This is a genomic window from Chitinophaga pinensis (assembly GCF_007896845.1).
Lineage (GTDB): Bacteria > Bacteroidota > Bacteroidia > Chitinophagales > Chitinophagaceae > Chitinophaga > Chitinophaga pinensis_C.
On sequence record NZ_VOHS01000001.1, the window covers coordinates 378,458 to 401,401 of the forward strand.

The window sequence follows — 22,944 nt, forward strand, 5'->3', positions numbered from 1 at the left end:
GTATATATGTTTAGTAACCTGCGTTCTGAATCATACCGGGATATACCTCCAGTACGGACATCGGAATTGGCAGGTGTATGTGATGGTCTTTATACCCTTTATCAGTCAGTACCTGTGCGGCCTGATTGGTTAATACTAAAAATGCATAGCGGAAACCTTCGCGATATAGTTCTTCTTTGTAGAGTAAGCCTAATTCTGCGATTGCCTCATCCATATTTTTCAGATCGAGGGCCGGTTTTTTACTACGTGCACGGATCGTATTAACAGCGGTCTTGATATCGGCCAGTTCGTTTGCCATTGCTTTACCATAACCTCTCAGTAACCACGCTTCTGTGTAGCGGATAGTTGGAAGGAATTTATATACAACATTATTACGAACGAAGTAGTTGATAAATGGACTCTCACCTGTTCCGAATACGGGAATATTCAGAATGATTTCATGTGTAGCAGGTGTAGTGAAAACGGTGCTATAATCAACCAGTTCATATGCCTTTGAATTAATCACCGCATCAGTATGTGAAAGGATAGATTCGATATCGCTTTCCTGAAAAGCTAATCTGGCCAGTAACATATGTGCTGCATAACTCGTAATATATCCGGTTGTGCTAGCAGGTGCTATTGCCGGCAGCGTAGGAAGAACGGCGTTCAGCTCTGCTTTGATGAAGGCCCTTGTTTCTTCCCATGAAGCGCGTTTTACATCGACGCCCATTTTAGAGTTTTTAAGGATGGGCAGCTGACCGAAATAGGTGTGCAGTTCGAGATTAATGAACGCACGGTATACTCTGGCTTGTGCGATCATGGCGGAGTTGTCACCACTGATCTGTTGCAGACTTGAAAGTATTTTATTCAGCTCCAGTATGTTGTCAATATATGACGTCCAGATATAGGCGCTTGCTGCTGTATTGGGATTGAAAGTGAATTTGTCATAGGGACATAGATCATTCACGAAATTGCAGTCAGCATCATCGCTGAGTACACCATCCAGCATGGTGAGCGCTGTATGTACGGTGCCAACACGGCTGATGACGGTATACAGTGCACTTTGTGCCTGATCTGTCGTTGTATAGAGGGTAGATTTTGAATTCGATTTATAACCGATAATAACCTCCGCTCTGGCATCACCATCTTTTTTGATATCATAAGTGAGGAACGGTATTTCGGCAACATCGTCAGCGGAGATCATCATGTCTCCATTCAGGTCGCTGAAACGGAAGTCACCCGGCATTGCGCCTGACTGCAAAGGAGTCTGTGGATTTTTAATCTCTGTTTCTGACTGAAACAGGGTGTCTGATACCATTGTGTGACCGGTACCGTCATTCCATATATTGGTCATTTCGCCTTTGAAGGCCAGTATGAAATACTTACCGGGCGTTACATCCATAAATACGGCACTGCCTGATTCACCCGTAGTAGCAGTGTAAGCTGGTTTTGCCTCGAGATAGTCCTTTTTGGATGCAAACAATTGCACTTTTGCCTCGCCGGCTTCTCCGCCTCTTGGATGTGCTACATCCCATCCGGTGGCATCCCATACTTTGACGACCAGATCAGGCACTTCTACAGGCGGTTCTGGAATGGGCTTATCTTTTTTACAGGCCCACAGGCTGCATAACAGTACAGGAATGAGGATTTTTTCATGGAAAAATTGTTAAAGTTGGGATAATGGTCTTCGTCCGGTTCTGAATGTTTCGTTCGCAGGTTAATATGGTCCGCTCGGGATCTTTACTACGCGGTTTCCTGGGCACAAGGATACAAAAAAGGGCTGAATATGTCAGCCCTTTTTATAATGTGAGTGTTAATAACTGTTAAAGTCTGCTTCTTTTGATCTCCTCCACAACGGCCGGATCGAGCAGGGTAGAGGTATCACCCAGATTGTCCAGTTCTCCTTCTGCGATTTTGCGGAGGATACGGCGCATGATTTTACCTGAGCGGGTCTTAGGTAAACCACTGACGAACTGGATCTTATCCGGTTTGGCGATTGGACCAATGATACGGGATACTGTCTGCAGAATGTCTTTTTTAGTCAGTTCAGGATCATGGGTCTGTCTTTCAGTGATCACATAAGCATAAATGCCCTGTCCTTTGATGTCGTGCGGATATCCTACAACAGCGCTTTCTACGACGCCGGCGTGCATGTTGATGGCATTTTCGACTTCGGCTGTACCGATACGGTGACCACTTACATTGAGTACATCGTCTACGCGGCCGGTGATGCGGTAGTAGCCATCTTCATCGCGGAGACAACCATCGCCGGTAAAGTAGAGATTATCGTATGTAGCGAAGTAGGTGGTGCGACAGCGTTCATGATCGCCATAGGTCGTGCGCAACATACCCGGCCACGGGAACTTGATACAGAGGTTACCATTGACATTATTGCCTTTGATTTCTTCTCCTTTTTCGTCTACAAGGATGGGTTGGATACCCGGCAGCGGAAGCGTGGCGTAGCCCGGTTTTTCTTTGGTAACGCCGGCAATAGGTGTGATCATAATACCTCCGGTTTCAGTTTGCCACCATGTGTCAACAATCGGACAACGTCCTTTACCGATATGATCTTTGAACCAATGCCAGGCTTCCTCATTGATAGGTTCACCAACACTACCCAGTTTTCTGAGAGAGCTGAGGTCTTTATGATTTACCGGACCAAGACCGTATCCCATCAGACTGCGGATGGCGGTAGGAGCGGTATAAAGAATATTTACACGGAATTTATCTACGATAGACCATAAGCGGCCTGCATCAGGATAAGTAGGCACACCTTCAAACATCAGGGTGGTAGCGCCGGCACTGAGCGGACCGTAGATGATATAACTATGACCGGTGATCCATCCCACATCGGCGGTACAGAAGTATACTTCGCCGGGCTGGTATTGGAAGGTATTTACAAAAGTATAGTTTGCGTATACCATGTAGCCACCGCAGGTATGTACAACTCCTTTAGGTTTACCGGTAGAGCCGGAAGTATAGAGGATGAAGAGCATATCTTCCGCATCCATTTCTTCAGCCGGACAAGGAGGATTTCCCATGGTTTCCACCTGTTTGATCTCATCTTCCCACCAGAGGTCACGTCCTTTGATCATGCTGACAGGCGTGCGGGTGCGGGTACATACGATCACCTTTTTAACAGAAGGGCAGCCAATAAGAGCATCATCGATAACAGATTTGAGCGGAATATCTTTATTACCACGGAATGCACCGTCGCAGGTGATGACCAGACTGGCCTGTGCGTCCTGAATCCTGTCAGCAATAGACTGTGCACTAAAGCCGCCGAATACTACTGAGTGGATCGCGCCGATACGGGCACAGGCAAGTACTGCGATGGCCAGTTCGGGGATCATACCCATATAGATACAAACGCGGTCACCTTTCTTTACACCATTGTTCTTCAATACATTGGCGAATTGGCAAACTTTATTATAAAGATCACGATAAGTAATAACGCGGTGGTGTTCTTCCGGATCGTTAGGTTCCCAGATAATAGCGGGTGTATTTCCCAGAGTACCGAGGTGACGGTCAAGGCAGTTTTCGGTAATATTGAGTTTACCGCCAGTGAACCATTTAACATCCGGATCTTTAAAATTCCATTCCAGTACCTTATCCCATTTACGGCGCCAGTAGAAGTGATCAGCCACATTTGCCCAGAAGCCTTCCGGGTCCATAACACTCTGCTGATAATTCTGTTGATACTCTTCTAAGCTCTTGATCTGATACGGATAAGCCATAGCTGCAATCAGTTTTTGTTGGTCAAATTAAGTAACGTGTTAGCAATCTGCAGCTTAAATTTAATAAAATTGGGCAATAGTCAATAACAAACCTGTTCATGTTCTCATAGGGCCAGGAATGGTGTCTTTAGCTGGTCTGAAGGGGATCCTGGAGTTAGCATCTAAATGGCATAGGTTATGAAATACAGGTGTTTAATTAATCTTTAGCTGGCTTTTTCCTGTATTTCCCGCAGTACTCCCAGAAACCCTCAAATACTTCATCGAGTACCGCAATGATCTTTTCTTTTTCTGCATTGCTGAGACTGGGTGTGATCTTTTCACTGTTGAGGCTACCGGGCCTGATGGCAGTACGCATTTTGCGGTAAAAAGTGGGGATGCTCCATGAACATTCCTCGCATACGCGCTCTCGGAAGTAGATCGGGAGATTGATCATCCTTGAATGCACATCCTGTAACAAATTGATTGGTTCAGGTGCGGAAGGCATCTTCTTTTTCATGTCGAATGTTTTTGATTTAATGTGATAATGATTAATTGAGAGTTTCTTACCACTATAACAATAATGATTGTGATGTAAGCAAATCTATTTATAAATATTTTATTGTAGCAATTTTTAATTAAATATTTTTCTGAGTACTTGTGTTATCCTAATTGATTGTTAAGTAGTTGGTTACAATCGATTTCTGTGAATGAAAAAATCTCCCTGTCAATACTTCTCATTGAAACACAATATGTACGGATTTGTTAACTATAAAGCAGGTGTCAATTGTATTATCGCGCTGATAACTATATTGTCTATATGAATTTCTAATTATGGCATTGAAATGGAAATTATTATTATATTGTATGAATTGCACACCAGCGCAAACCACTGTTAGTAAAATATAGCATACATGTCCAGGTTAATCCACATGGGCCAGCGCCTTAAACAAATATTAAAACAGAAGAAAGTTAAGATAGTAGACTTCGCAGACATGGCTGGTTTCACCAACCAGATTGCACATTACCATTTGCGTAAGAGTGATATGAAGCGGAGCACATTAGAGAAATTCTGTGAGATCATCGGTGTTACACCGGAAGAGTTTTATGAATGGAACAGCAGCCCTTCGGTAAATGGAGAGAAAGGGGCAGAAAGTACAATATTGCATCACGGCGGCCGGCTGATGGAGCTGATAGGAGAGCGGGGATTGAATAAAACCAGACTGGCTAAACGTCTTGGCATGAGTCGCAGAACGATGTACAATCTGTTTGAAAAAGAAGTGTTCGGCGCAGAAGAGCTGGACAGAGTTGTAAGAGCTTTGGAGATGACAAGCACCAGTTTCCTCCATCCCGGCGCACTGGAAGACGCGCGTCAGGCTGAAAATGACGAAATGCTCGCGCTCAGAGAGAAGTACTACAAGCTACTGGAAGAGCATAACATGTTATTGAAAAGCTATTCATCCCTCAAAGAAGGACTCGAACTTGCCAAGAAAGATATTTTACAATTACGTAAACAAGCCCGTTCAAAAAAAGGCTGATACACGAAAAGACACAACTAACTATCTCAGTACACCCAGACAATATTCCACCGACGATTAACCCATAACATCCACCATGTGATTTCCGGGGTTTTTATCGAATAGTAAAATTGTTATAGTTTTACGTGTATTACTATTATGATAATCAAGTTATCATAAATCTTTTTCGATGAATTATCTGCCGAATGCATTTGATCCTCCCGTATGGTATCTGGTAATGCCCGTTTGTGGTGCCGGAGAGGAAGTCTTTACCCGGAAAAGGTATGCTGATATTGTAGCTGCAAAGCTGAATAATGATCAGCACCATGCACTGGTGAAAGTAGAAGATTATATGTTCCTGCCTTCGTCCATTCACATCATAATACGTGAAGGCGCACTCACTCTTGACCTGTGGTGGCAACCATTTATGGATGCCGTCATGGAAGAGATTCGTCTGCAGGCGCCGGACGAAAAATTATCGTGGTGCAATAATACCTGCGAACGCATTGCTGATGCTGATGCATTTGAGCACAGGGCATATGAAATGCTCTTCCTGCCCGTATGGAAAGGCCTGGCCACAGACCCTGAGGGGTACGCCTATAATAGTGTCAATAACAGGGCAAAGATCGACTTACAATAAAAGTCCTGCCACATCCTGCCAGTTGTCCACTCTCTTAAAGTCAGTTACATGCACGTTATGTGGTGCCGTGTACATTAATCCCTGTCCCTTAAAAGGCTGCAGGTTCTTCACATGGTCGTCTATCATATAGTCTGCCTGTACAATCGTTTTGGATCCGCAGAAAACAATGTTCTGCCATGTAATGAACGGATAATGCTCCGCCAGCCATTCTACCTTCTCCGGAAGTGATGCCGGAAATTCCATAGCCGCAGATACTATAAACACCTCATGCTTGTCCTGTAAAGCCCTGATCACCTCCTGACTGTCCTTAATCACCGGCTTGGTTCTGAAGAAACCCGGCTCAAACAGGAAAGACCTGATGATTTCCTTTTCATGTGGGAAACCCGTGGTTTCCGGTTTGCCATATAATGCGTCCCTGTCTACCTGTACACCATAACGTTTCGCATACCAGTCAATCATCTGCTGCGTGGTATCTGCCATAACACCGTCCATGTCTATTGCAATTCTTGCCATATTTTGCTGTTTTCTGCAAAGTTATTCCTTTTTCTGAGATTAGGTAGCATAAAATTGCAAGAAGTTTCTTATTTTTGCTGGAAATTGCAAGAATATGCTGAAAGAAGAGCGCTTTGATTACATTCTCAGAAAGTTGCAGGCAGACCATAAAGTGCTGCACACAGAACTGAGTAATGATCTGCAGGTATCAGAAGATACTGTGCGGCGCGATCTGGAGGCGCTGGCTCAGAATGGTCTGTTGATCAAAGTAAGAGGTGGTGCTATTCCTCATTCTCCCCACCCATATGCCTTTAATGAACGTATCGGTATCCATGAAGACGATAAGAAAGCCATTGCCGCCAAAGCATTGTCTTTCCTGCGCGATGGCCAGACCATTATCATGGATGGAGGTACTTCCACATATGCGCTTACCAAACTGTTCCCTCCTTCTTTGCAGCTGACTGTAGTTACCCCCAGTATTCCAATCGCAATGCAACTGATGGAGCATCCGGGGGTAGACGTCATCCTGACCGGTGGCCGGCTTTTTAAAAGTTCTCAGGTTACCGCAGGCATTGATACCATCCGCATGATTGAAAAAATGCGGGCCGACATCTGCTTTATGGGAGTGTGTAGTCTGCATCCGGAAGTGGGTGTGACTGGTCCGGATATGGACGAAGCAGCCGTGAAAAACGTCATGGTCCAGTCGGCCAACAGGGTCGTGGCACTGGTAACCGGAGATAAAATGGGAACAGCAGAACCTTACAAGGTGTGTAATATAACAGCAATGGATACGATTATAACCGATGAAGCCGGATTATCACTGGCTATCCCTTACCGACAGCTTGGAATTAATGTTATCTGATAGTAGAACAGTGAACTTCTCAGTATTTTCTAAGTAATTAACGTAGCATGTTACAGGACTTGACAGTCGACTATTCTAACAAAAGGCATACACGTATAGCGGTAAGCGCCTTGTTTTTTCTGACCGGACTATGTTTTTCCAGCTGGGCATCAAGAATCCCTGCCATTCAGCACAAACTCAACCTTTCTGAAGGTGAGTTAGGTGGAATGTTGCTGGCCCTGCCCATCGGGTCTATTTTATCCATGCCTGTTGCCGGTGTACTGGTGAGCAGGTATGGGAGCCGTTATGTGCTGATGACTGCCGGCTTGTTGTATGCCTTCATTCTGCCAACATTAGGTCTTACAACAACCGCGTGGCAATTGTTTTCCTGCCTCGTGCTGTTTGGATTCTGTGGTAACCTCGCCAATATTGCCGTGAATACACAGGCAGTACTGGTAGAAGCGATGTACGGACGCTCCATAATGGCATCGTTTCACGGACTGTGGAGTCTGGGTGGTTTTACCGGAGCCTCCATTGGTTCAGGTATGTCGGCACTGGGCATCCTGCCTTATCAGCATTTTCTCGTAATCATGATCCTTGCTATCATCATAGTAGCAGTTGCCATCCGTCACGTGGTGTCTCATGATGCACCGGCAACAGGAGAGAAGACGCCATTATTTGCATGGCCTGACAAGGTATTGCTGATACTGGGTATCATCGCATTTTGCTCCATGATCTGTGAAGGGACAATGTTTGACTGGAGTGGCGTGTATTTCAGAAAAGTAATTGAGGCGCCGGAGAAAACAGCCGGACTCGGATATACTGCCTTTATGAGTACAATGGCTGCCTTCCGTTTTGTGGCAGACTGGCTGACCACCCGTTTTGGATTCAAAAGAATGTTGCAGATAAGCGGCGGACTGACAGCCGGCGGATTATTGATCGCCGTATTGCTGCCTTATTTTCCAACGGCCATCCTCGGCTTTCTGTTAGTCGGTGCAGGTGTTTCCTCTGTTGTACCTCTGGTATACAGCGCGGCCGGCCGTAGTAAAACCTTGTCACCGGGTATGGCACTGGCAGCCGTATCCACGATCGGTTACCTTGGGTTTCTTGCCGGACCACCCCTGATCGGATTTGTGGCACAGGCTACCAGTTTACGTATATCATTCTCCATTATCGCACTGATGGGTACCTGTATTGCTGTGATGAGCACGAGGGCGAAGGAATAACTTATAATAATGCGGAGTGTTTTAGAAAAATAGAGGGGCTGATCGTAATGATCAGCCCCTCAAATATTTTGAAATAAAGAGATGGTTATTTTTTAACTAATTCCACCATATAGGAGGTGTTCGCCGTATTTACGATCGTGATCGCCTGCGGGGTCATTTCAAGAAACTTTACGGAATAGGAGTAGAAGTTGGCAAATTCCAGTCCATTGTTGTCAACCACGATGGTCAGAATTTTGGATTCCGCATCGAAGGACCAGCCGCCTTTTTCCAGTTTGGTCTGTGTCTGTGTACCATAAGCGAGTTTATCGCAGGTAGAGTTTTCCAGCAGGACACGGGTGGCACTGGCAGAGAATAATTCGCTGAATTCATTCTGGTCAGTGAACATCATGTCATATTTGGTAACACCTGAGATAGCGGCAATGCCTTCAAAACACTGGCTATTGGTGTTGATACAATATTGCACCTTTCCATCCACACAGGTAAAATTGGTTTTGGAAGTATCCGGCAGATAATAGTTCTGCCATTTACCATTCGCATCCGTTCTTCTGTTTACTTTCCATGAACCTACGAAATCCTGATATTCTGCAATCCCGTTCTGGCTGTGAATACGAACTAAACCTTTCACATGATTGCTGACATGGTTCAGGGAGTCGTATGCGGCATATGTTACAGACAAAGTGTCTCCGATGATGTAAGGAGGCAGTTTTATGATGATAGAAGAATCTATATAGTCACCCTGACGGCCCAAAGCAGAAGGCATGCCTGGAGCTTCTCTATAGAAACCACGGCTAGCGGAATAATCTACTTTAAAATGCGCGCCGCTGCCATTGATGGTAACATAGAATCCTTTTATGGTAGATTCATAGTAGGTAAAATTAGGCTTCACGACGATGTATCGGCCGCTGATAGCGTTTACAATGTTTTTATCTTCAACAAGAACAGGAGATCCGTTTGCGTCAGATGCGGCAGGCATGGCGCCGGGATTATAAATGCCGAATGCTACTTTTACCTTGGTTGCCAGCATCGTTCTGTCTCCAAGATGGATAGTGTCAATTTTTTCTGGTTGTTCGGTGTCTGTGCCTTCTCCGCCGTCGTCCTTTTTACAGGCGTAAAAAGCAACTGCACAGGCCAGCGCGCCGAATAATAATAGCTTTTTCATGGTATCAGGGTTTGTTAGATTGTCTGGATCAATAAATAGAGTTCAGTAATAATAGTGATCGATCGGCTCCTTTCTTCAGAATTGTCTTAAAGTCATTTGTTGCTATATGTCCCTTAAACGCTTATAAGTTGTTTTTCATATTAAAAAATAAGCACATTATATACGCGTTTTTACCTCTTTAGGTTTTGCTACAGGATAAAATGTTCATTATTCTTCTAACGTGCTGTAATGTAATCTGTTGTGTCTGTTTGGGACCGGGACAAAGCTTGTTCTTCTATAAAAGTATATGTTTTTTCTCAAATGTGATAGTGTGGGATGGTAAAGAAAGATGATTTTCCGGGATAAGGCCCTTTTGCATCCGGAAGGTCGCAGAGGATGATTTGAGTGCGCTACATACGCCGCAATAAATATGTTTATTAATATTATTCGTTTGGCTAACACCTTATCTGTAAAGGATTTAAAACTTTACATTTCTTTTAGCGTCAAATTTAATTACCACAATAAACTTTGAAACCCTTAATTTTGCACGATTTTTTTGTCGGAGAATGGTACTAAAATCAGACTAGGTTTTAAAAATTTCAATTAGAATACGCAAATGCCGAAAGATTCCTCTATCAAATCTGTTCTTATTATTGGTTCTGGTCCTATTATTATTGGTCAGGCTTGTGAATTTGACTATTCCGGCTCCCAGGCAGCACGTTCGCTGCGTGAGGAAGGTATCAGGGTAGTATTGATCAATTCCAACCCGGCTACTATCATGACTGACCCTATGATGGCCGACAAGGTGTACCTGTTGCCGCTGACAGTAGAAAGTATAGAACAGATACTGGAGGAGCAACAGATCGATGCCGTACTGCCTACCATGGGTGGCCAGACAGCCCTGAACCTCTGTAAAGAGGTAGATGAGCTGGGTATATGGCAGAAGTATAACGTCCGTCTGATAGGTGTAGATATCAAAGCCATCGATAAGGCTGAAGACCGTGAACAGTTCCGCCAGTGGATGATCCGACTGGGCGTACCGGTAGCACCGGCTAAAACTGCAAACTCTTTCCTCGAAGGAAAGGAATTTGCACAGGAAATAGGATTCCCTCTGGTTATCCGTCCTTCCTTCACCCTGGGTGGTACTGGTGGTGGTTTCGTACACACCAAAGACGATCTGGATGAAGCACTGCAACGTGGTTTACAGGCTTCTCCGATTCATGAAGTACTGGTTGAAAAAGCAGTACTGGGTTGGAAAGAGTTTGAGTTGGAGCTGTTACGTGATAAAAATGACAACGTAGTGATCATCTGTACTGTGGAAAACCTCGATCCAATGGGTGTTCACACAGGAGACTCCATCACCGTTGCACCTGCCATGACCCTGAGCGATACCGCTTTCCAGGACATGCGTAACAAAGCGATGATGATGATGCGTGACCTCGGTAACTTCGCCGGCGGTTGTAACGTACAGTTCTCGCTGAATCCTGAAAATGAAGAACTGATCGCTATCGAGATCAACCCTCGTGTGAGCCGTTCCTCTGCACTGGCATCCAAAGCAACTGGTTACCCAATTGCTAAGATCGCTGCAAAACTGGCGATTGGTTACACACTGGATGAACTGGAAAACCAGATCACCAGAACCACTTCCGCGTTTTTTGAACCAGCACTGGACTACGTGATCGTAAAAATGCCACGCTGGAACTTCGATAAATTTAAAGGTGCTGACCAGACCCTCGGTCTTCAGATGAAGTCTGTAGGTGAAGTAATGTCTATCGGACGTACTTTCACTGAAGCTTTACAGAAAGCTTGTCAGAGTCTGGAAAATGATGCACTGGGTCTCGGTTACTACGGTAAATCAGCTATGAAGAGCGATCAGCTCCTCGAAAGACTGAAGACGCCAACCTGGGATCGTATCTTCCGTATTAAAGACGCCCTGATGGAAGGTGTTTCTGTAAAACACATCCACCAGATGACTTATATCGACAAGTGGTTCCTGAACCAGATCAACGATATCGTGAACATGGAAAAGCAGCTGGCTGAACACGATCTGGAATCAGTATCAAAAGACATGCTGAGCGACGCCAAAAAAATGGGCTTCTCTGATATGCAGCTGGTTCACCTGTTCGGTAACTGCGAAGAGCAGGAAGTATACGAAAAACGTAAATCTCTGGGTATCACCCGTACCTACAAAATGGTAGATACCTGCGCAGCTGAGTTTGAAGCGGTTACTCCTTATTTCTACTCCACATTTGATACCGTAAACGAAAGCAAACCTTCTGACAGGAAGAAAGTGATCGTACTGGGTTCCGGTCCTAACCGTATCGGTCAGGGTATCGAATTTGACTACTGTTGTACACACGGCTTACAGGCGATTCAGGAATGCGGCTACGACGCGATTATGGTGAACTGTAACCCTGAAACAGTATCTACTGACTTCGATATGGCTAATAAGCTGTACTTCGAGCCAGTGTTCTGGGAGCACCTGTGGGAGATCATCGAACTGGAAAAACCAGAAGGTGTGATCGTACAGCTGGGCGGACAAACAGCTTTGAAGCTGGCTAAACGTCTGGAAGAAAAAGGTATCAGAATCATCGGTACATCTTTCGATAACATGGATATCGCTGAAGACCGTGGCCGTTTCTCTGACCTGCTGAAAGAACTGAACATTCCGTTCCCTAAATATGGTACTGCGTTCAACACAGACGATGCGATCGAAGTGGCCAAAGAAGTAGGTTATCCTGTACTGGTGCGCCCTTCTTACGTACTCGGTGGTCAGCGTATGCGTATCGTGATCAACGAAGAAGAACTGGAAAGCTCCGTACTGAGCCTGCTGAAACACCTGCCGGGTAACAAAATCCTGATCGACCACTTCCTGGATCGTTGTCAGGAGGCTGAGATCGACGGTATCTTCGATGGTGAGAATTTCCATGTAATGGGCGTGATGGAACACATCGAGCCTGCTGGTATCCACAGTGGTGACAGTAACGCGGTACTGCCTGCGTTCAACCTGAGCCCGATGGAAGTAACTACCATGGAATATTATGCTGAGAAGATCGCCCGCGCGCTGGATATCCGTGGTCTCATCAACATCCAGTTTGCTATCAAAGGCGGACAGGTATTTGTGATCGAGGCAAACCCACGTGCTTCCCGTACCACACCGTTCATCGCGAAAGCATATCAGGTACCTTACCTGAATATTGCTACCAAAGTGATGCTGGGTGCTAACAAACTGACTGATTTCACGATCGAGAAGAAACTGGATGGTTTTGCTATCAAAGAACCAGTATTCTCCTTCAACAAATTCCCGGGCGTGAACAAAGAACTCGGCCCTGAAATGAAATCAACCGGTGAGGCTATCCGTTTCATCAAAGATCTGAGAGATCCTTATTTCAGAACCCTGTATAAGGAGAAGAGCATGTATCTGAGCAACAAGTAAGATCAACCGGAAAATGGCCGTAAAAAGCCGGATTCTGACTATAAAACAAAGGCGACATCGGTTATGATGTCGCCTTTGTCATTTTATGCCTGAAAAGAGCGGTGTTATTCTGCGCGTACAGGACCGGCAGGTTTTCTTACAGCCGGCGTTTCTTTAATATCCTTCATCAGTAACTCGACTGTTTTCTCCAGTTGAGGATCCTTTCCGGCAATGACCTCCTGTGGTGTCATCTCTACTACTACATCAGGAGAAACACCCTTATTTTCAATGATCCATTTGCCATCCTTACTAAAGATACCCAGACGTGGCGCCGTAACAGATCCACCATCCATCAATGCCGGATAGTTGTAAATACCAACGAGTATACCCATTGTTGTGGTACCTACCAGTGGTCCCAGTTTCTTTTCATGGAACATGAATGGCATCAGATCTCCGCCTGAACCTGCATAGCTGTTGGTGATCATGGCTTTTGGCCCGAAGATGGCATTACCCGGTGTAGTCATTGGTAAGCCTTCACGCGTACCCCAGTAGTTCAACAGATCACGATTCAGCAGGTCTATGACATAATCAGCCGCAGAACCACCTCCATTGAAACGTTCATCGATAATGACGCCTTTCTTATCCAGTTGGGAGAAATAGTAACGGTTGAAATAAGTATAACCATCTCCACCGGTATTAGGCATGTATACATAAGCCAGTTTACCATTACTCAGCTGATCCACTTTTTTACGGTTGCCTTCTACCCAATCCATCTCCCTTAAAGCGGCTTCCGAATTAAGGGGTATCACCGTGTATTCTTTCGCTCCGTTGGCATTTGGTTGCTGGTTAACCTGTATACGTACCTGCTTGCCGGCGCTGTTCTGAAACAGGCTGTAAATTTCTGTATCGCTGTTGACTGGTACACCGTTCACCGCAATCAGATAATCACCTTCTTTTACGTTGATGCCAGGTTGCGTAAGTGGTGCTCTGAACTGTGGATTCCAGTTCAATCCGGAATAGATCTTCTTAAAACGGAAGTGCCCGTTCTCAATACTGTAGTCTGCCCCCAGCAAACCCACTGACTCACTGATAGGCTTAGGTGCATCACCCTGTCCCACATATGCATGCCCGATCACCAGTTCACTCATCATTTCATTGAACAGATAATTGAGGTCTTCACGATGGCCAACATAAGGGAGGAAACGCTGATATTTTTTCTTTACAGCTTTCCAGTCCGCGCCATGCATATTATCAACGTAGAAGAAGTCTCTTTCTATCCGCCAGAGTTCATCAAACATTTGTGGCCATTCAGCAGAAGGGTCTACAAGTGTGCGGACATTACCTATCTGCAAAGTTCCCTCACCTGCATTTGCTTTACCGCCGGTACCAACAATACCACAGGAGCCAGCTGCGATATACAGCAATTTTTCTCCATTCTGGCTGACGGTATAACCATCAATGCCGCTCATCAGCACATCACTTTTACGTTTGTTAATATCATAGCTGTACAGCGTATTACCAGAACGATATAAGAGTTTGTTTGCGACAAGTCCGTTTAATTGTGAATATTCATCAGCAGGCAGAGGCAGGGCAACAATACGCTGGTCAATATTGGCAAGGTCAATAGACGTCTGTGTTTTAGAAGAATCTTTGGTAGCTGATTTTTCATCCTTCTCTTTCTTTTCCTGTTCATCATCACTTTCAGGCGCCAGCAGGGAAGGAGCATTCGCAGAGAGTACAATAGCATAAATGTTACTGCGTACAGTACGTTCGTATGATGTCATGTCCAGCCAGCCCGTATTCTGTGCATAGTTGGTACTTGCCATGAAGAAGATGTATTTGCCATTTTTGCTGAATACAGGTTCTGCTGCTTCACTACGACCATCAGTAACCTGACTGCTTTTTTGTCAGCAATATTGTACAGGAATACAGCCTGTAAGCTATTGGGTAACCGCTTACTGTATGTGATCCAGCGGGAATCAGGACTCCAGTTGGCACTAAATGTCTGATCCGGACGATCATAGCTGTCTTCATCGATCTGCGTCACTTTTTTGCTCTCTATATCGACATAATACAGCCGTAATTTTTTATCTGCAAAGAGGATTTTCTTGTTGTCCGGTGACCATTGCGGACTATTATAAAAGCTGGCTTCTCCCAATGGAATAATCTGAGCTGGCTTTTCTGCTTTCTGATCACGGATATGTAAAGCATATTCACCACCGGCATCAGAGAAATAGGCGATGGATGTGCCATCCGGCGACCATACAGGTGTTCGCTCGTGTGTACCGGGAGTAGCGGTGATATTACGTATGTTGCCTTTTTCTGCCGGAATAGTCAATACATCACCACGGAATTGTACTACAGCGCGAACACCTGTAGGAGATAGATTAACGCTTCTGAGTGCATTGACGGTAGCGGTGATATAATGAGGTCTTTTATAAGGCAGATCGGCCTGCAGACTGATAGTTAATGCGGTGCTTTTATTAGCAGCGGCATCCCATTTATTGATCCTGCCTGCCTGTTCATACACCAGTGTTTTACCATCTGAAAACAGTGTTTTAACATCGTAATCTTTGTGATTGGAGATCTGCGTAACGGTCTTTCCGGAGATGGAATAACGGAAGATATTCATCGTACCGTTTCTGTCGCTCAGGAAGTATACATCATTACCCAGCCATACCGGACGGATATTATTAGCACCTGCATCCGGAATTTCAATGACTGTATTTGTCTGATTATTGAAGATCCAGATCTTAGGCATGTTACCACCCCTATAATGTTTGAAAGGGCGATAGGTACCTGCTCTTTCCGTAGGATCGGGATTTTTGATGTAGGCGGTGTATAATCCGTCGGGAGAGATATTTCCCTGATGTGCTTCCGGCATTTTCAATTTTGTGGGCATACCTCCATCGATGCTCACTTCAAATAATTGCTGGAAGCGCATGGAGAATGAGTTGCGGGTAGATGCAAAAACAATCTTGTCATTGCCATGCCATCCACGTACGATATCAGCATCGGGATGGTGAGTGATCCGGCGGGGAATACCACCGTTGACTGCCACAACATAGAGGTCGACGTTTCCATCATAGTTACCGCTGAAAGCAATCCATTTGCCATCAGGAGATAACATAGGTTCCAGTTCGACATCCGGGTTGACTGTGATGCGTTGTGGATGTTGGCCATTTTCATCAGTGGTCCAGATATCACCTGCATAGTTAAATGCAATCTGATGCTGACTGATAGAGGGGGAGCGCAGTAACAGGGTTTCTGTTGATTGCGCTGTGGCTGTGGCACAGGCAAGGCCTGTCAGCATAAGCAGGGTGACGGGTTTGTGTAACATTTGGGTCTTGTTAAACTGTTGAAGTGTATATACTAATTTATACTTTTTCTCAGGTAAGTGGATGCGGAAAAGTACTGAATCCGGATAGAAAGGTGTTTAGATATGCAAGGTACAAGCTCATAACACCTGCACTATTTTATAATTGCTTCGTTCCTGCTTCGTCCGGAGACGTTGTAATGGCGTAGTAGTAAGGGATTATGACGTCGTAATGACGGTGTATATCAATAAGTAAACAATGGAAAAGAGGCTAAATGTAGTGCTGACAAGCATTTACCGGCTCAACCTACGTTATTGCCCATGTAAAAATGAAAGAAAAACCGGTTAAATATATTGTTAGGATAACTAATTGACGATTGGCTGAAATGCAGTGTAATGGCGGGATGTAACGATATCATAAATGCCTTAAAGAAGTATTGTTACGTCTTAAAATGATCAGAGCCTGATGAAGATCAGGCTCTTTCTTTTCCCTCAAAATAACCATTAAAGACACGACTATTTATGTGTATAAATAGCGTGACCGGTAATGCAGTTTACTATAAATATTAAATATTAAAAAGATGTTAACTAATCAATAACAGATGTGGAAATATATAATTATTATATCATTGTAAAACAATTAGTTAATATTTTATAATATTTATGCATATGTAAAAAGCATCTTATTGCAGAAATATTTTTCATGCCATAAACTTATCAAGCTGGTAGATATTTACCATATCTTAAAAACAAATTTCATGTGTGAAAGACTTACATTCATTACTTGAATAGGTTAACCATATAATGTTGTCATGTTTGTTAGCTTTCTTAAAGGTGCGCCATTTCTGCGCCTGATATGCTGCTTATCTGTGGGCATATTTATGCAAATATTTATGTCATTAAGACTCCCGTTAATATCAGCTGTCATGGCTTCTGCGGGCTTACTGTTATTTATTTCATCCCGATGGCCGGCATCTCTGCGTTACAGGTATGACTGGTGTCGTGGTATTGCATTGCAATGGCTGGTTGCCGCTGGTGGCTGTGTGTTGGTATTGTTGTCAGATGTGCGTTATCACGGGTATTACTTTGAAAGAAGCATCCGGCCGGGAGATCTGCTACAGGTAAGGCTGGAAGAGCCGGTACAGGCGAAGAAAAAGACCTTAAAAACGATTGCTGCAATAAGATATGTTATAAGTGGCAACACGCGTGTACCGGCAAAAGGGCGTTTGCTGATTTATCTGCAGATAGATAGTAATGCCATGCAATTGAGACAGGGAGATCAGTTGTTGATCAATAGTAATACGGTGCCTGTATCACGGAGTGGTAATCCGGGTGCTTTTGATTATCGTCGTTACTGTGCGTGGCAACAGATTTACCGGCAGGCGTATCTGCAGAGTAGTGCGTGGCAGTTGTTACATGAACAGGATGAATGTTTTGTGCGAAGATGGTTGCGCGAAAGCCGTATTTATTGCCTGCAAACATTACAGCAATACATAGGTGGGCGTGAGGCGGCACTGGCAGCAGCTTTATTGATAGGATACAGGTATGAGCTGGATGTTGATATGGTACAGGATTATACAAACACCGGTATCGTACATATCATCGCTATTTCAGGGATGCATCTGGCAATGATATATGGTGCTTTGTTATGGCTGTTAAGCTGGTGGCCTGCACATCGTTTCTCAGATGTGACAAAGGGTACATTGATTATTGTATTACTCTGGGCATTTACATTACTGACGGGAGGAGCGGCATCTGTATTACGTGCGACGGTGATGTTCACATTTCTGACTTTGGGCAGGTTTATGCTGGAAAGACATACAAATGTATATAACACGCTGGCGGCATCTGCATTCCTGCTATTGTGTTATGAACCCAGATTGTTGCTGGATGTAGGTTTTCAGTTGTCTTATCTGGCGGTATTGAGTATTGTTGTTGCTTATCGCAGGTTATATTATCAGTGGCAGTTTGATAATAAATGGATGAATAAGTGCTGGGACATGACGGCGCTTACGCTGGCCGCACAGCTGTTTACATTGCCGGTATCGCTTTATTATTTTCATCAGTTTCCTTTATATTTTCTTCCGGCCAACATGATCGCAGTGCCTTTATCGACTGTAGTATTGTATGGAGAGATCGTGCTTTTAATAACAGGACGTATACCTGTTATTGCAGATGTAATCGGACCCTTGCTGAAGATAATTATGCAGTGTATGAATACGCTGGTCGCGCAGATTGGTCATTGGCCGGGTGCGTTGATCGCAGATATGCATATACATTTATTTAGTGTATTGTGTTTGTATGCTTGTATTGGCGGACTGCTTCTTTGGATAATCCATCACCGCAGGCAGGGACTGCAGTTGACGTTGATCGCTATGACCTGCTGGACTACGGGAGAAATGTTCCTGCGTCTGAATGAACAACATCAGCACAAAATGGTTGTTTATAACATACCCGGACATACTGTAGTGGAGATGGTCAACGGGCACCGGATATATAGTGTGGCAGGAGAAGTGATGGCAGACGCTTTATATGATCGTTACCTGAAGCCGGCACATGTTGTTTATGGCGCTACTTATCGGGGAATGGTCAATACCTGTGTCGAAGCTTGTACTTTTCCCGGTTTCCGGGTACTGGCTGTCGGTAATAAACGGCTGGTTGTAGTAGATAGTGTACTACCGGAGATGCATCCAGAGAAAAAGTTACGGACAGATTATCTTTTACTTTCACATAATCCACATGTGGATATCAGACAATTGGAGCAGATATTTGACGCAGACTGCTACATTTTTGACGCTTCTAACACCCTGCGGAACATTCAGCAGTGGAAAAGTGATTGTTACGTGCTAACTTTGCGCTTCTTTTCGGTTCCGGATCAGGGAGCCTATGTTGTAAATTTCTAATGATTTCCATACATGCAAAAGCAAATTAAATCTGCATTGATCTCCGTTTTCTATAAAGATAACCTGGAGAACATTGTTAAAAAGTTAGGTGAACAGGGAGTAACTATTTATTCAACTGGTGGTACTCAGAAATTCATCGAGGACCTGGGCGTGAAATGTGTGGCGGTGGAAGAGCTGACAGCTTATCCTTCCATTCTGGGCGGACGTGTAAAAACGTTACACCCTAAAATATTTGGTGGTATCCTGGCGCGCCGGGAAAACCCACAGGATCTGGAGCAGCTTGCTCAGTATGCTATTCCTGAACTGGACCTGGTGATTGTTGACCTGTATCCGTTTGAGGAGACAGTAAAGAGCACAAAAGAGGAACAGACCATCATTGAGAAAATAGACATCGGTGGCGTATCCCTGATCAGAGCAGCGGGTAAGAACTACAAAGATGTAGTGATTGTTGCTTCTAAAGATCAGTATGCTGATCTGGAGCAGGTGCTGAATAACGGTAACGGTACGAGCATCGAAGATCGCAGGTCATTTGCAGCAAAAGCATTTGAAGTATGTGCTAACTACGATGTGGCCATTTCCCAGTACTTCCTGAACAATGAGCCGGCTGCATATTTTCAGGTGTCTGCACCTCAGGGTCAGATCATGCGTTACGGAGAAAACCCTCATCAGAAAGGTGTATTCTACGGTAACCTGTCTGAAATATTCAATAAACTGCACGGTAAAGAGTTGTCTTACAACAATCTGGTAGATGTTGATGCTGCCTGCCAGCTGATACAGGAATTCACAGAAACTACTTTCGCTGTTATCAAACATACCAACGTATGTGGTATTGCCAGCCGTCCTACGTTGAAAGCAGCATGGGATGCAGCATTGGCCGGTGACAAAGAAAGCGCTTTCGGTGGTGTACTGGTAACCAATGCGGTAATCGACAAAGCTACAGCTGAATCTATCAGTGAGATCTTCTTCGAAATCCTGATCGCACCGGGTTTTGACGCTGATGCGCTGACTGTGCTGCAGGCTAAGAAGAACCGTATTCTGCTGCAACAGCTGCAGCCGGTGAAAGCACCTTATGTATATAAAAATGTCCTGAACGGCGTTCTGCTGCAGGAGAATGATAAAGGCAACTATCAGGAGTGGAATGAAGCGGGCGCAAGACCGTCTACCCCTGCTGAAAAAGCAGACCTGGAATTTGCAAATCTGGTATGTAAGCACCTGAAATCTAATGCGATCGCGCTGGTGAAAGACAAACAGCTGATCGGTAAAGGTTGTGGACAGACTTCCCGTATCGACTCACTGCGTCATGCTATTGCGAAGGCTGCTCAGTTCAACTTTGATCTGAAAGGTGCTGCGATGGCTTCTGACGCATTCTTCCCATTTGATGACTGTGTACGCATTGCACATGAGGAAGGTATCACTTCTGTGATCCAGCCCGGAGGTTCCGTAAGAGATAATGATTCAGTAGAATTCTGCAAACAGAACGGTATGGTAATGGTAATGACCGGTACCCGCCACTTCAGACACTAAGTCTGATCTGTATCTGCGAAAAGCATATTAAAAAGCACTGGCCCATGCCGGTGCTTTTTTGCTAAAAATTCTTTACTATTGTCCATCTAATCTATGGCCTTTTTACACCATAATATCATGAAAGATGCTGATGATGCCGTGTTGATCCTGGAGTACAAACGCTCCGGTCAGCTCGACTATCTGGCTGCGTTGTATCAACGCTACATGAATCTGGTATATGGTGTATGTCTGCGTTATTTTGACGAGGAATCCAGTAAGGACGCCGTTATGCAGATCTTTGAGGAGCTGATTGTGAAGTTGCAGCAGCATGAGGTTCAGAACTTTAAGAGTTGGTTGCATGTGCTGACGAAGAACCATTGTCTGATGAAATTGCGTTCCATGAAAAACAGGGAGGGAAAGGAAATTTCTCTGGACGGACTCCCCGTTATGGAAAACGACTCTTTTGCACATCATGAGAACGGTGTAAGTATAGAAGTACATCTGCAGGGTATGGAAAAATGCCTTGACGCCTTGCCGGAAGAGCAAAAGCGTAGTGTAGATCTATTCTATCTCAAAGAAAAAAGCTATAAAGAAGTAGCGGATATCACCGGATATGACATGAAAAAGGTGAAAAGTTATATCCAGAATGGTAAACGCAACCTGAAAATCTGTATGGAACAACAAGATGTCTGATAAGCACAGTCATATGAACCATAGCGTTGATCCGGAGCTGATCCGCAAATATCTGGCAGGAGAGCTGGATAATAAAGCGATGCATGCCCTCGAGAAACAGGCCATGGACGATCCGTTTCTGGCGGACGCACTGGACGGGTTTGCTGAACGCAAGTCTGATCAGCGTATGCATCTGGCTGATCTGAACAAGCGACTTGAGTTACGGGTGAAGGGTAAAGAAGAGCGGAAAGTGCTTCCGATCATCAGACTGGACAGACGTTGGCTGGCTGCTGCGGGAGTGCTGTTGCTGGTGATGGGTGGTTTGTTCTGGATATGGCGTTCCGGTTTCAGAGAAGATCAATCTATTGCCTATAAATCTGCAGATGTAGCTGATAGTTCTATCACTGATACCTTACAGTATTATAATCAGGAAGAGCCGATGGCGTGGGGGAACAAATCTGAGAAGCTGCGGGGCATCAGTATTCGTCCCGACACGGGCAGTCATATTTTCCCCGGAAATGTCAGCACAGAATCAAGAGGTATTGCGGGTATTTTAAGAAGAGAACAGGATACGGTTGCACTGGCAATGGCCCCGTCACCTTCTACTGTTGCCGCGGCACCAACCTTAATGGCTGAGAAGGCGGATAGGACAGATACAATTGATACCAGAATTGTGGATATAGCGATCGCTAATCCTAAAGATATGCCTATCAGGGAAAAAGAAACCGAGGCCAGATCCAGAAATTATTTTGCGGTAAAACCGATCGTTGCTAACCGTCTTATCAAAGGACAGGTTAATGATGGGAAAAATGGGTTGCCGGGTGTGGCGGTAATACTCGAAGGAACTACACAGGGCGTTGTAACAGGTGCGGATGGTTCGTTCTCGCTCAATGTGGCAGATACTACAAAAAATGTTAATCTGGTTGCATCCTATGTAGGGTTTAAGCAGGAAAGGCTGAGTGTCTCACCAAGAGAAAATAATCTGGATATCCGGATGAGAGAAGATCAGAATGGTCTGAACGAGGTTGTCGTAACCGGCTATGATAAGAAAATCAGCAAGAAATTTGGAGCTGTTTATCAGCCGCCAATGCCGGCTGAAGGATATGACAGTTACAATGAATATCTTGCAAAAAATACCCATTATCCTGCTTCCGCAGTAGCTGATAATGTGAAAGGAAGGGTAAAAGTGTCGTTCAGGGTGATGCCTGACGGTTCGCTGGAAGACTTCAAAATAACCAGACGTTTGCAGCCGGATTGTGATGCAGAAGCATTAAGATTGATAAAAGAAGGCCCCGGATGGACCCCCGCATCCGATAGAACAGCGGCACGCGTTACCGTGGAAGTATATTTCCCGGCCAAAACTCCCAGATAATAAACGAACTACCTGTTTTGCCTCATTGCTTTGACTATTTTCCGTGTTCTACGGTCTTCACGTGCATTTTGAAGGGATATTACGGCCCATATGGCGGCAGGTATCCAGCCGATTAATGTGATCTGCAGTAACAGGCATAAGATACCCGTTAAGATCTTTCCTCTTAACATAAAGGAGAGCCAGGGCAACAGAATGGCGATGAGTGTCATGTCAAAAA

At 44.7% G+C, this 22,944-nt stretch carries 17 protein-coding genes; 9 read left to right on the plus strand and 8 right to left on the minus strand.

Annotated features, from left to right (window positions below):
* Positions 1-10 precede the first annotated feature (10 nt).
* The 3 genes from FEF09_RS01645 to FEF09_RS01655 all read right to left on the minus strand — a co-directional run bounded on the left by FEF09_RS01645 (position 11) and on the right by FEF09_RS01655 (position 4,212).
* Entirely contained in the window at positions 11-1,552 is a 1,542-nt protein-coding gene (locus tag FEF09_RS01645) for a RagB/SusD family nutrient uptake outer membrane protein (RefSeq protein ID WP_146303257.1), read from the minus strand.
* 250 nt (positions 1,553-1,802) lie between these two features.
* Positions 1,803-3,716 (minus strand): acetate--CoA ligase, encoded by a 1,914-nt coding sequence (gene acs, locus FEF09_RS01650; RefSeq protein WP_146303259.1) that lies wholly within the window; start codon positions 3,714-3,716, stop codon positions 1,803-1,805.
* Positions 3,717-3,912: 196 nt separating this feature from the next.
* Positions 3,913-4,212, minus strand: coding sequence for a hypothetical protein (locus FEF09_RS01655; protein WP_146303261.1), 300 nt, complete (start codon positions 4,210-4,212; stop codon positions 3,913-3,915).
* A gap of 394 nt (positions 4,213-4,606) precedes the next feature.
* On the opposite strand from FEF09_RS01655, the gene FEF09_RS01660 reads away from it, so the two are divergent.
* Positions 4,607-5,230: a helix-turn-helix transcriptional regulator gene (locus FEF09_RS01660; protein WP_146303262.1), complete on the plus strand. Its 624-nt coding sequence runs from the start codon at positions 4,607-4,609 to the stop codon at positions 5,228-5,230.
* A 169-nt stretch (positions 5,231-5,399) separates the two neighbouring features.
* On the plus strand, positions 5,400-5,849 hold the full coding sequence (locus FEF09_RS01665) for a hypothetical protein (RefSeq protein ID WP_146303264.1): 450 nt from the start codon (positions 5,400-5,402) through the stop codon (positions 5,847-5,849).
* On the opposite strand, the gene FEF09_RS01670 is transcribed toward FEF09_RS01665, so the two are convergent.
* On the minus strand, positions 5,841-6,362 hold the full coding sequence (locus tag FEF09_RS01670; protein ID WP_146303266.1) for a 5' nucleotidase, NT5C type: 522 nt from the start codon (positions 6,360-6,362) through the stop codon (positions 5,841-5,843). The genes FEF09_RS01665 and FEF09_RS01670 overlap by 9 nt on opposite strands.
* Positions 6,363-6,456: 94 nt before the next feature.
* Between FEF09_RS01670 and FEF09_RS01675 the strand changes: the two genes are divergently transcribed.
* Positions 6,457-7,203 (plus strand): DeoR/GlpR family DNA-binding transcription regulator, encoded by a 747-nt coding sequence (locus FEF09_RS01675; protein ID WP_146303268.1) that lies wholly within the window; start codon positions 6,457-6,459, stop codon positions 7,201-7,203.
* 47 nt (positions 7,204-7,250) lie between these two features.
* Positions 7,251-8,408 (plus strand): MFS transporter, encoded by a 1,158-nt coding sequence (locus tag FEF09_RS01680; protein WP_146303270.1) that lies wholly within the window; start codon positions 7,251-7,253, stop codon positions 8,406-8,408.
* Positions 8,409-8,493: 85 nt separating this feature from the next.
* Here the strand turns inward: FEF09_RS01680 and FEF09_RS01685 are convergent, their stop codons facing one another.
* Entirely contained in the window at positions 8,494-9,567 is a 1,074-nt protein-coding gene (locus tag FEF09_RS01685) for a hypothetical protein (RefSeq protein WP_146303272.1), read from the minus strand.
* A 595-nt stretch (positions 9,568-10,162) separates the two neighbouring features.
* Here FEF09_RS01685 and carB point away from each other — a divergent pair.
* A complete protein-coding gene (carB, locus tag FEF09_RS01690) occupies positions 10,163-12,982 on the plus strand; it encodes a carbamoyl-phosphate synthase large subunit (protein WP_146303274.1) in 2,820 nt (939 codons plus the stop codon).
* A 104-nt stretch (positions 12,983-13,086) separates the two neighbouring features.
* Here carB and FEF09_RS31335 read toward each other — a convergent pair whose 3' ends face one another.
* The gene (locus FEF09_RS31335; RefSeq protein ID WP_222596905.1) at positions 13,087-14,787 is read right to left on the minus strand and encodes a PDZ domain-containing protein; all 1,701 of its coding nucleotides are present in this window, start codon (positions 14,785-14,787) and stop codon (positions 13,087-13,089) included.
* Complete coding sequence (locus tag FEF09_RS31340) at positions 14,742-16,301, minus strand: hypothetical protein (RefSeq protein ID WP_222596906.1); 1,560 nt, start codon at positions 16,299-16,301, stop codon at positions 14,742-14,744. Before FEF09_RS31340 ends, FEF09_RS31335 begins: the two co-directional genes overlap by 46 nt.
* 869 nt (positions 16,302-17,170) lie before the next feature.
* On the opposite strand from FEF09_RS31340, the gene FEF09_RS01700 reads away from it, so the two are divergent.
* The 4 genes from FEF09_RS01700 to FEF09_RS01715 all read left to right on the plus strand — a co-directional run bounded on the left by FEF09_RS01700 (position 17,171) and on the right by FEF09_RS01715 (position 22,727).
* Positions 17,171-19,180, plus strand: a complete 2,010-nt coding sequence (locus tag FEF09_RS01700) for a ComEC/Rec2 family competence protein (protein WP_186774148.1) — start codon at positions 17,171-17,173, stop codon at positions 19,178-19,180.
* 12 nt (positions 19,181-19,192) lie between these two features.
* Positions 19,193-20,704: a bifunctional phosphoribosylaminoimidazolecarboxamide formyltransferase/IMP cyclohydrolase gene (gene purH / locus FEF09_RS01705; RefSeq protein WP_146303278.1), complete on the plus strand. Its 1,512-nt coding sequence runs from the start codon at positions 19,193-19,195 to the stop codon at positions 20,702-20,704.
* A gap of 117 nt (positions 20,705-20,821) precedes the next feature.
* Complete coding sequence (locus tag FEF09_RS01710) at positions 20,822-21,376, plus strand: RNA polymerase sigma factor (RefSeq protein WP_261387282.1); 555 nt, start codon at positions 20,822-20,824, stop codon at positions 21,374-21,376.
* A gap of 13 nt (positions 21,377-21,389) precedes the next feature.
* Positions 21,390-22,727 (plus strand): TonB family protein, encoded by a 1,338-nt coding sequence (locus FEF09_RS01715; RefSeq protein ID WP_186774149.1) that lies wholly within the window; start codon positions 21,390-21,392, stop codon positions 22,725-22,727.
* Positions 22,728-22,735: 8 nt separating this feature from the next.
* Here FEF09_RS01715 and FEF09_RS01720 read toward each other — a convergent pair whose 3' ends face one another.
* The gene (locus FEF09_RS01720) at positions 22,736-22,936 is read right to left on the minus strand and encodes a YqaE/Pmp3 family membrane protein (RefSeq protein WP_146303284.1); all 201 of its coding nucleotides are present in this window, start codon (positions 22,934-22,936) and stop codon (positions 22,736-22,738) included.
* Positions 22,937-22,944: the final 8 nt, after the last annotated feature.

What these genes read in the sequence shown, in the direction of transcription:
- FEF09_RS31335 (WP_222596905.1), bottom strand. Translation starts at nt 14,787, where the DNA reads ATGGCAAGTACCAACTATGCACAGAATACGGGCTGGCTGGACATGACA.
- FEF09_RS01665 (WP_146303264.1), top strand. Translation starts at nt 5,400, where the DNA reads ATGAATTATCTGCCGAATGCATTTGATCCTCCCGTATGGTATCTGGTA.
- FEF09_RS01670 (WP_146303266.1), bottom strand. Translation starts at nt 6,362, where the DNA reads ATGGCAAGAATTGCAATAGACATGGACGGTGTTATGGCAGATACCACG.
- FEF09_RS01675 (WP_146303268.1), top strand. Translation starts at nt 6,457, where the DNA reads ATGCTGAAAGAAGAGCGCTTTGATTACATTCTCAGAAAGTTGCAGGCA.
- FEF09_RS01680 (WP_146303270.1), top strand. Translation starts at nt 7,251, where the DNA reads ATGTTACAGGACTTGACAGTCGACTATTCTAACAAAAGGCATACACGT.
- FEF09_RS01720 (WP_146303284.1), bottom strand. Translation starts at nt 22,936, where the DNA reads ATGACACTCATCGCCATTCTGTTGCCCTGGCTCTCCTTTATGTTAAGA.
- FEF09_RS31340 (WP_222596906.1), bottom strand. Translation starts at nt 16,301, where the DNA reads ATGTTACACAAACCCGTCACCCTGCTTATGCTGACAGGCCTTGCCTGT.
- acs (WP_146303259.1), bottom strand. Translation starts at nt 3,716, where the DNA reads ATGGCTTATCCGTATCAGATCAAGAGCTTAGAAGAGTATCAACAGAAT.
- FEF09_RS01715 (WP_186774149.1), top strand. Translation starts at nt 21,390, where the DNA reads ATGAACCATAGCGTTGATCCGGAGCTGATCCGCAAATATCTGGCAGGA.
- FEF09_RS01660 (WP_146303262.1), top strand. Translation starts at nt 4,607, where the DNA reads ATGTCCAGGTTAATCCACATGGGCCAGCGCCTTAAACAAATATTAAAA.
- FEF09_RS01700 (WP_186774148.1), top strand. Translation starts at nt 17,171, where the DNA reads ATGTCATTAAGACTCCCGTTAATATCAGCTGTCATGGCTTCTGCGGGC.
- FEF09_RS01710 (WP_261387282.1), top strand. Translation starts at nt 20,822, where the DNA reads ATGAAAGATGCTGATGATGCCGTGTTGATCCTGGAGTACAAACGCTCC.
- FEF09_RS01685 (WP_146303272.1), bottom strand. Translation starts at nt 9,567, where the DNA reads ATGAAAAAGCTATTATTATTCGGCGCGCTGGCCTGTGCAGTTGCTTTT.
- FEF09_RS01655 (WP_146303261.1), bottom strand. Translation starts at nt 4,212, where the DNA reads ATGAAAAAGAAGATGCCTTCCGCACCTGAACCAATCAATTTGTTACAG.
- purH (WP_146303278.1), top strand. Translation starts at nt 19,193, where the DNA reads ATGCAAAAGCAAATTAAATCTGCATTGATCTCCGTTTTCTATAAAGAT.
- carB (WP_146303274.1), top strand. Translation starts at nt 10,163, where the DNA reads ATGCCGAAAGATTCCTCTATCAAATCTGTTCTTATTATTGGTTCTGGT.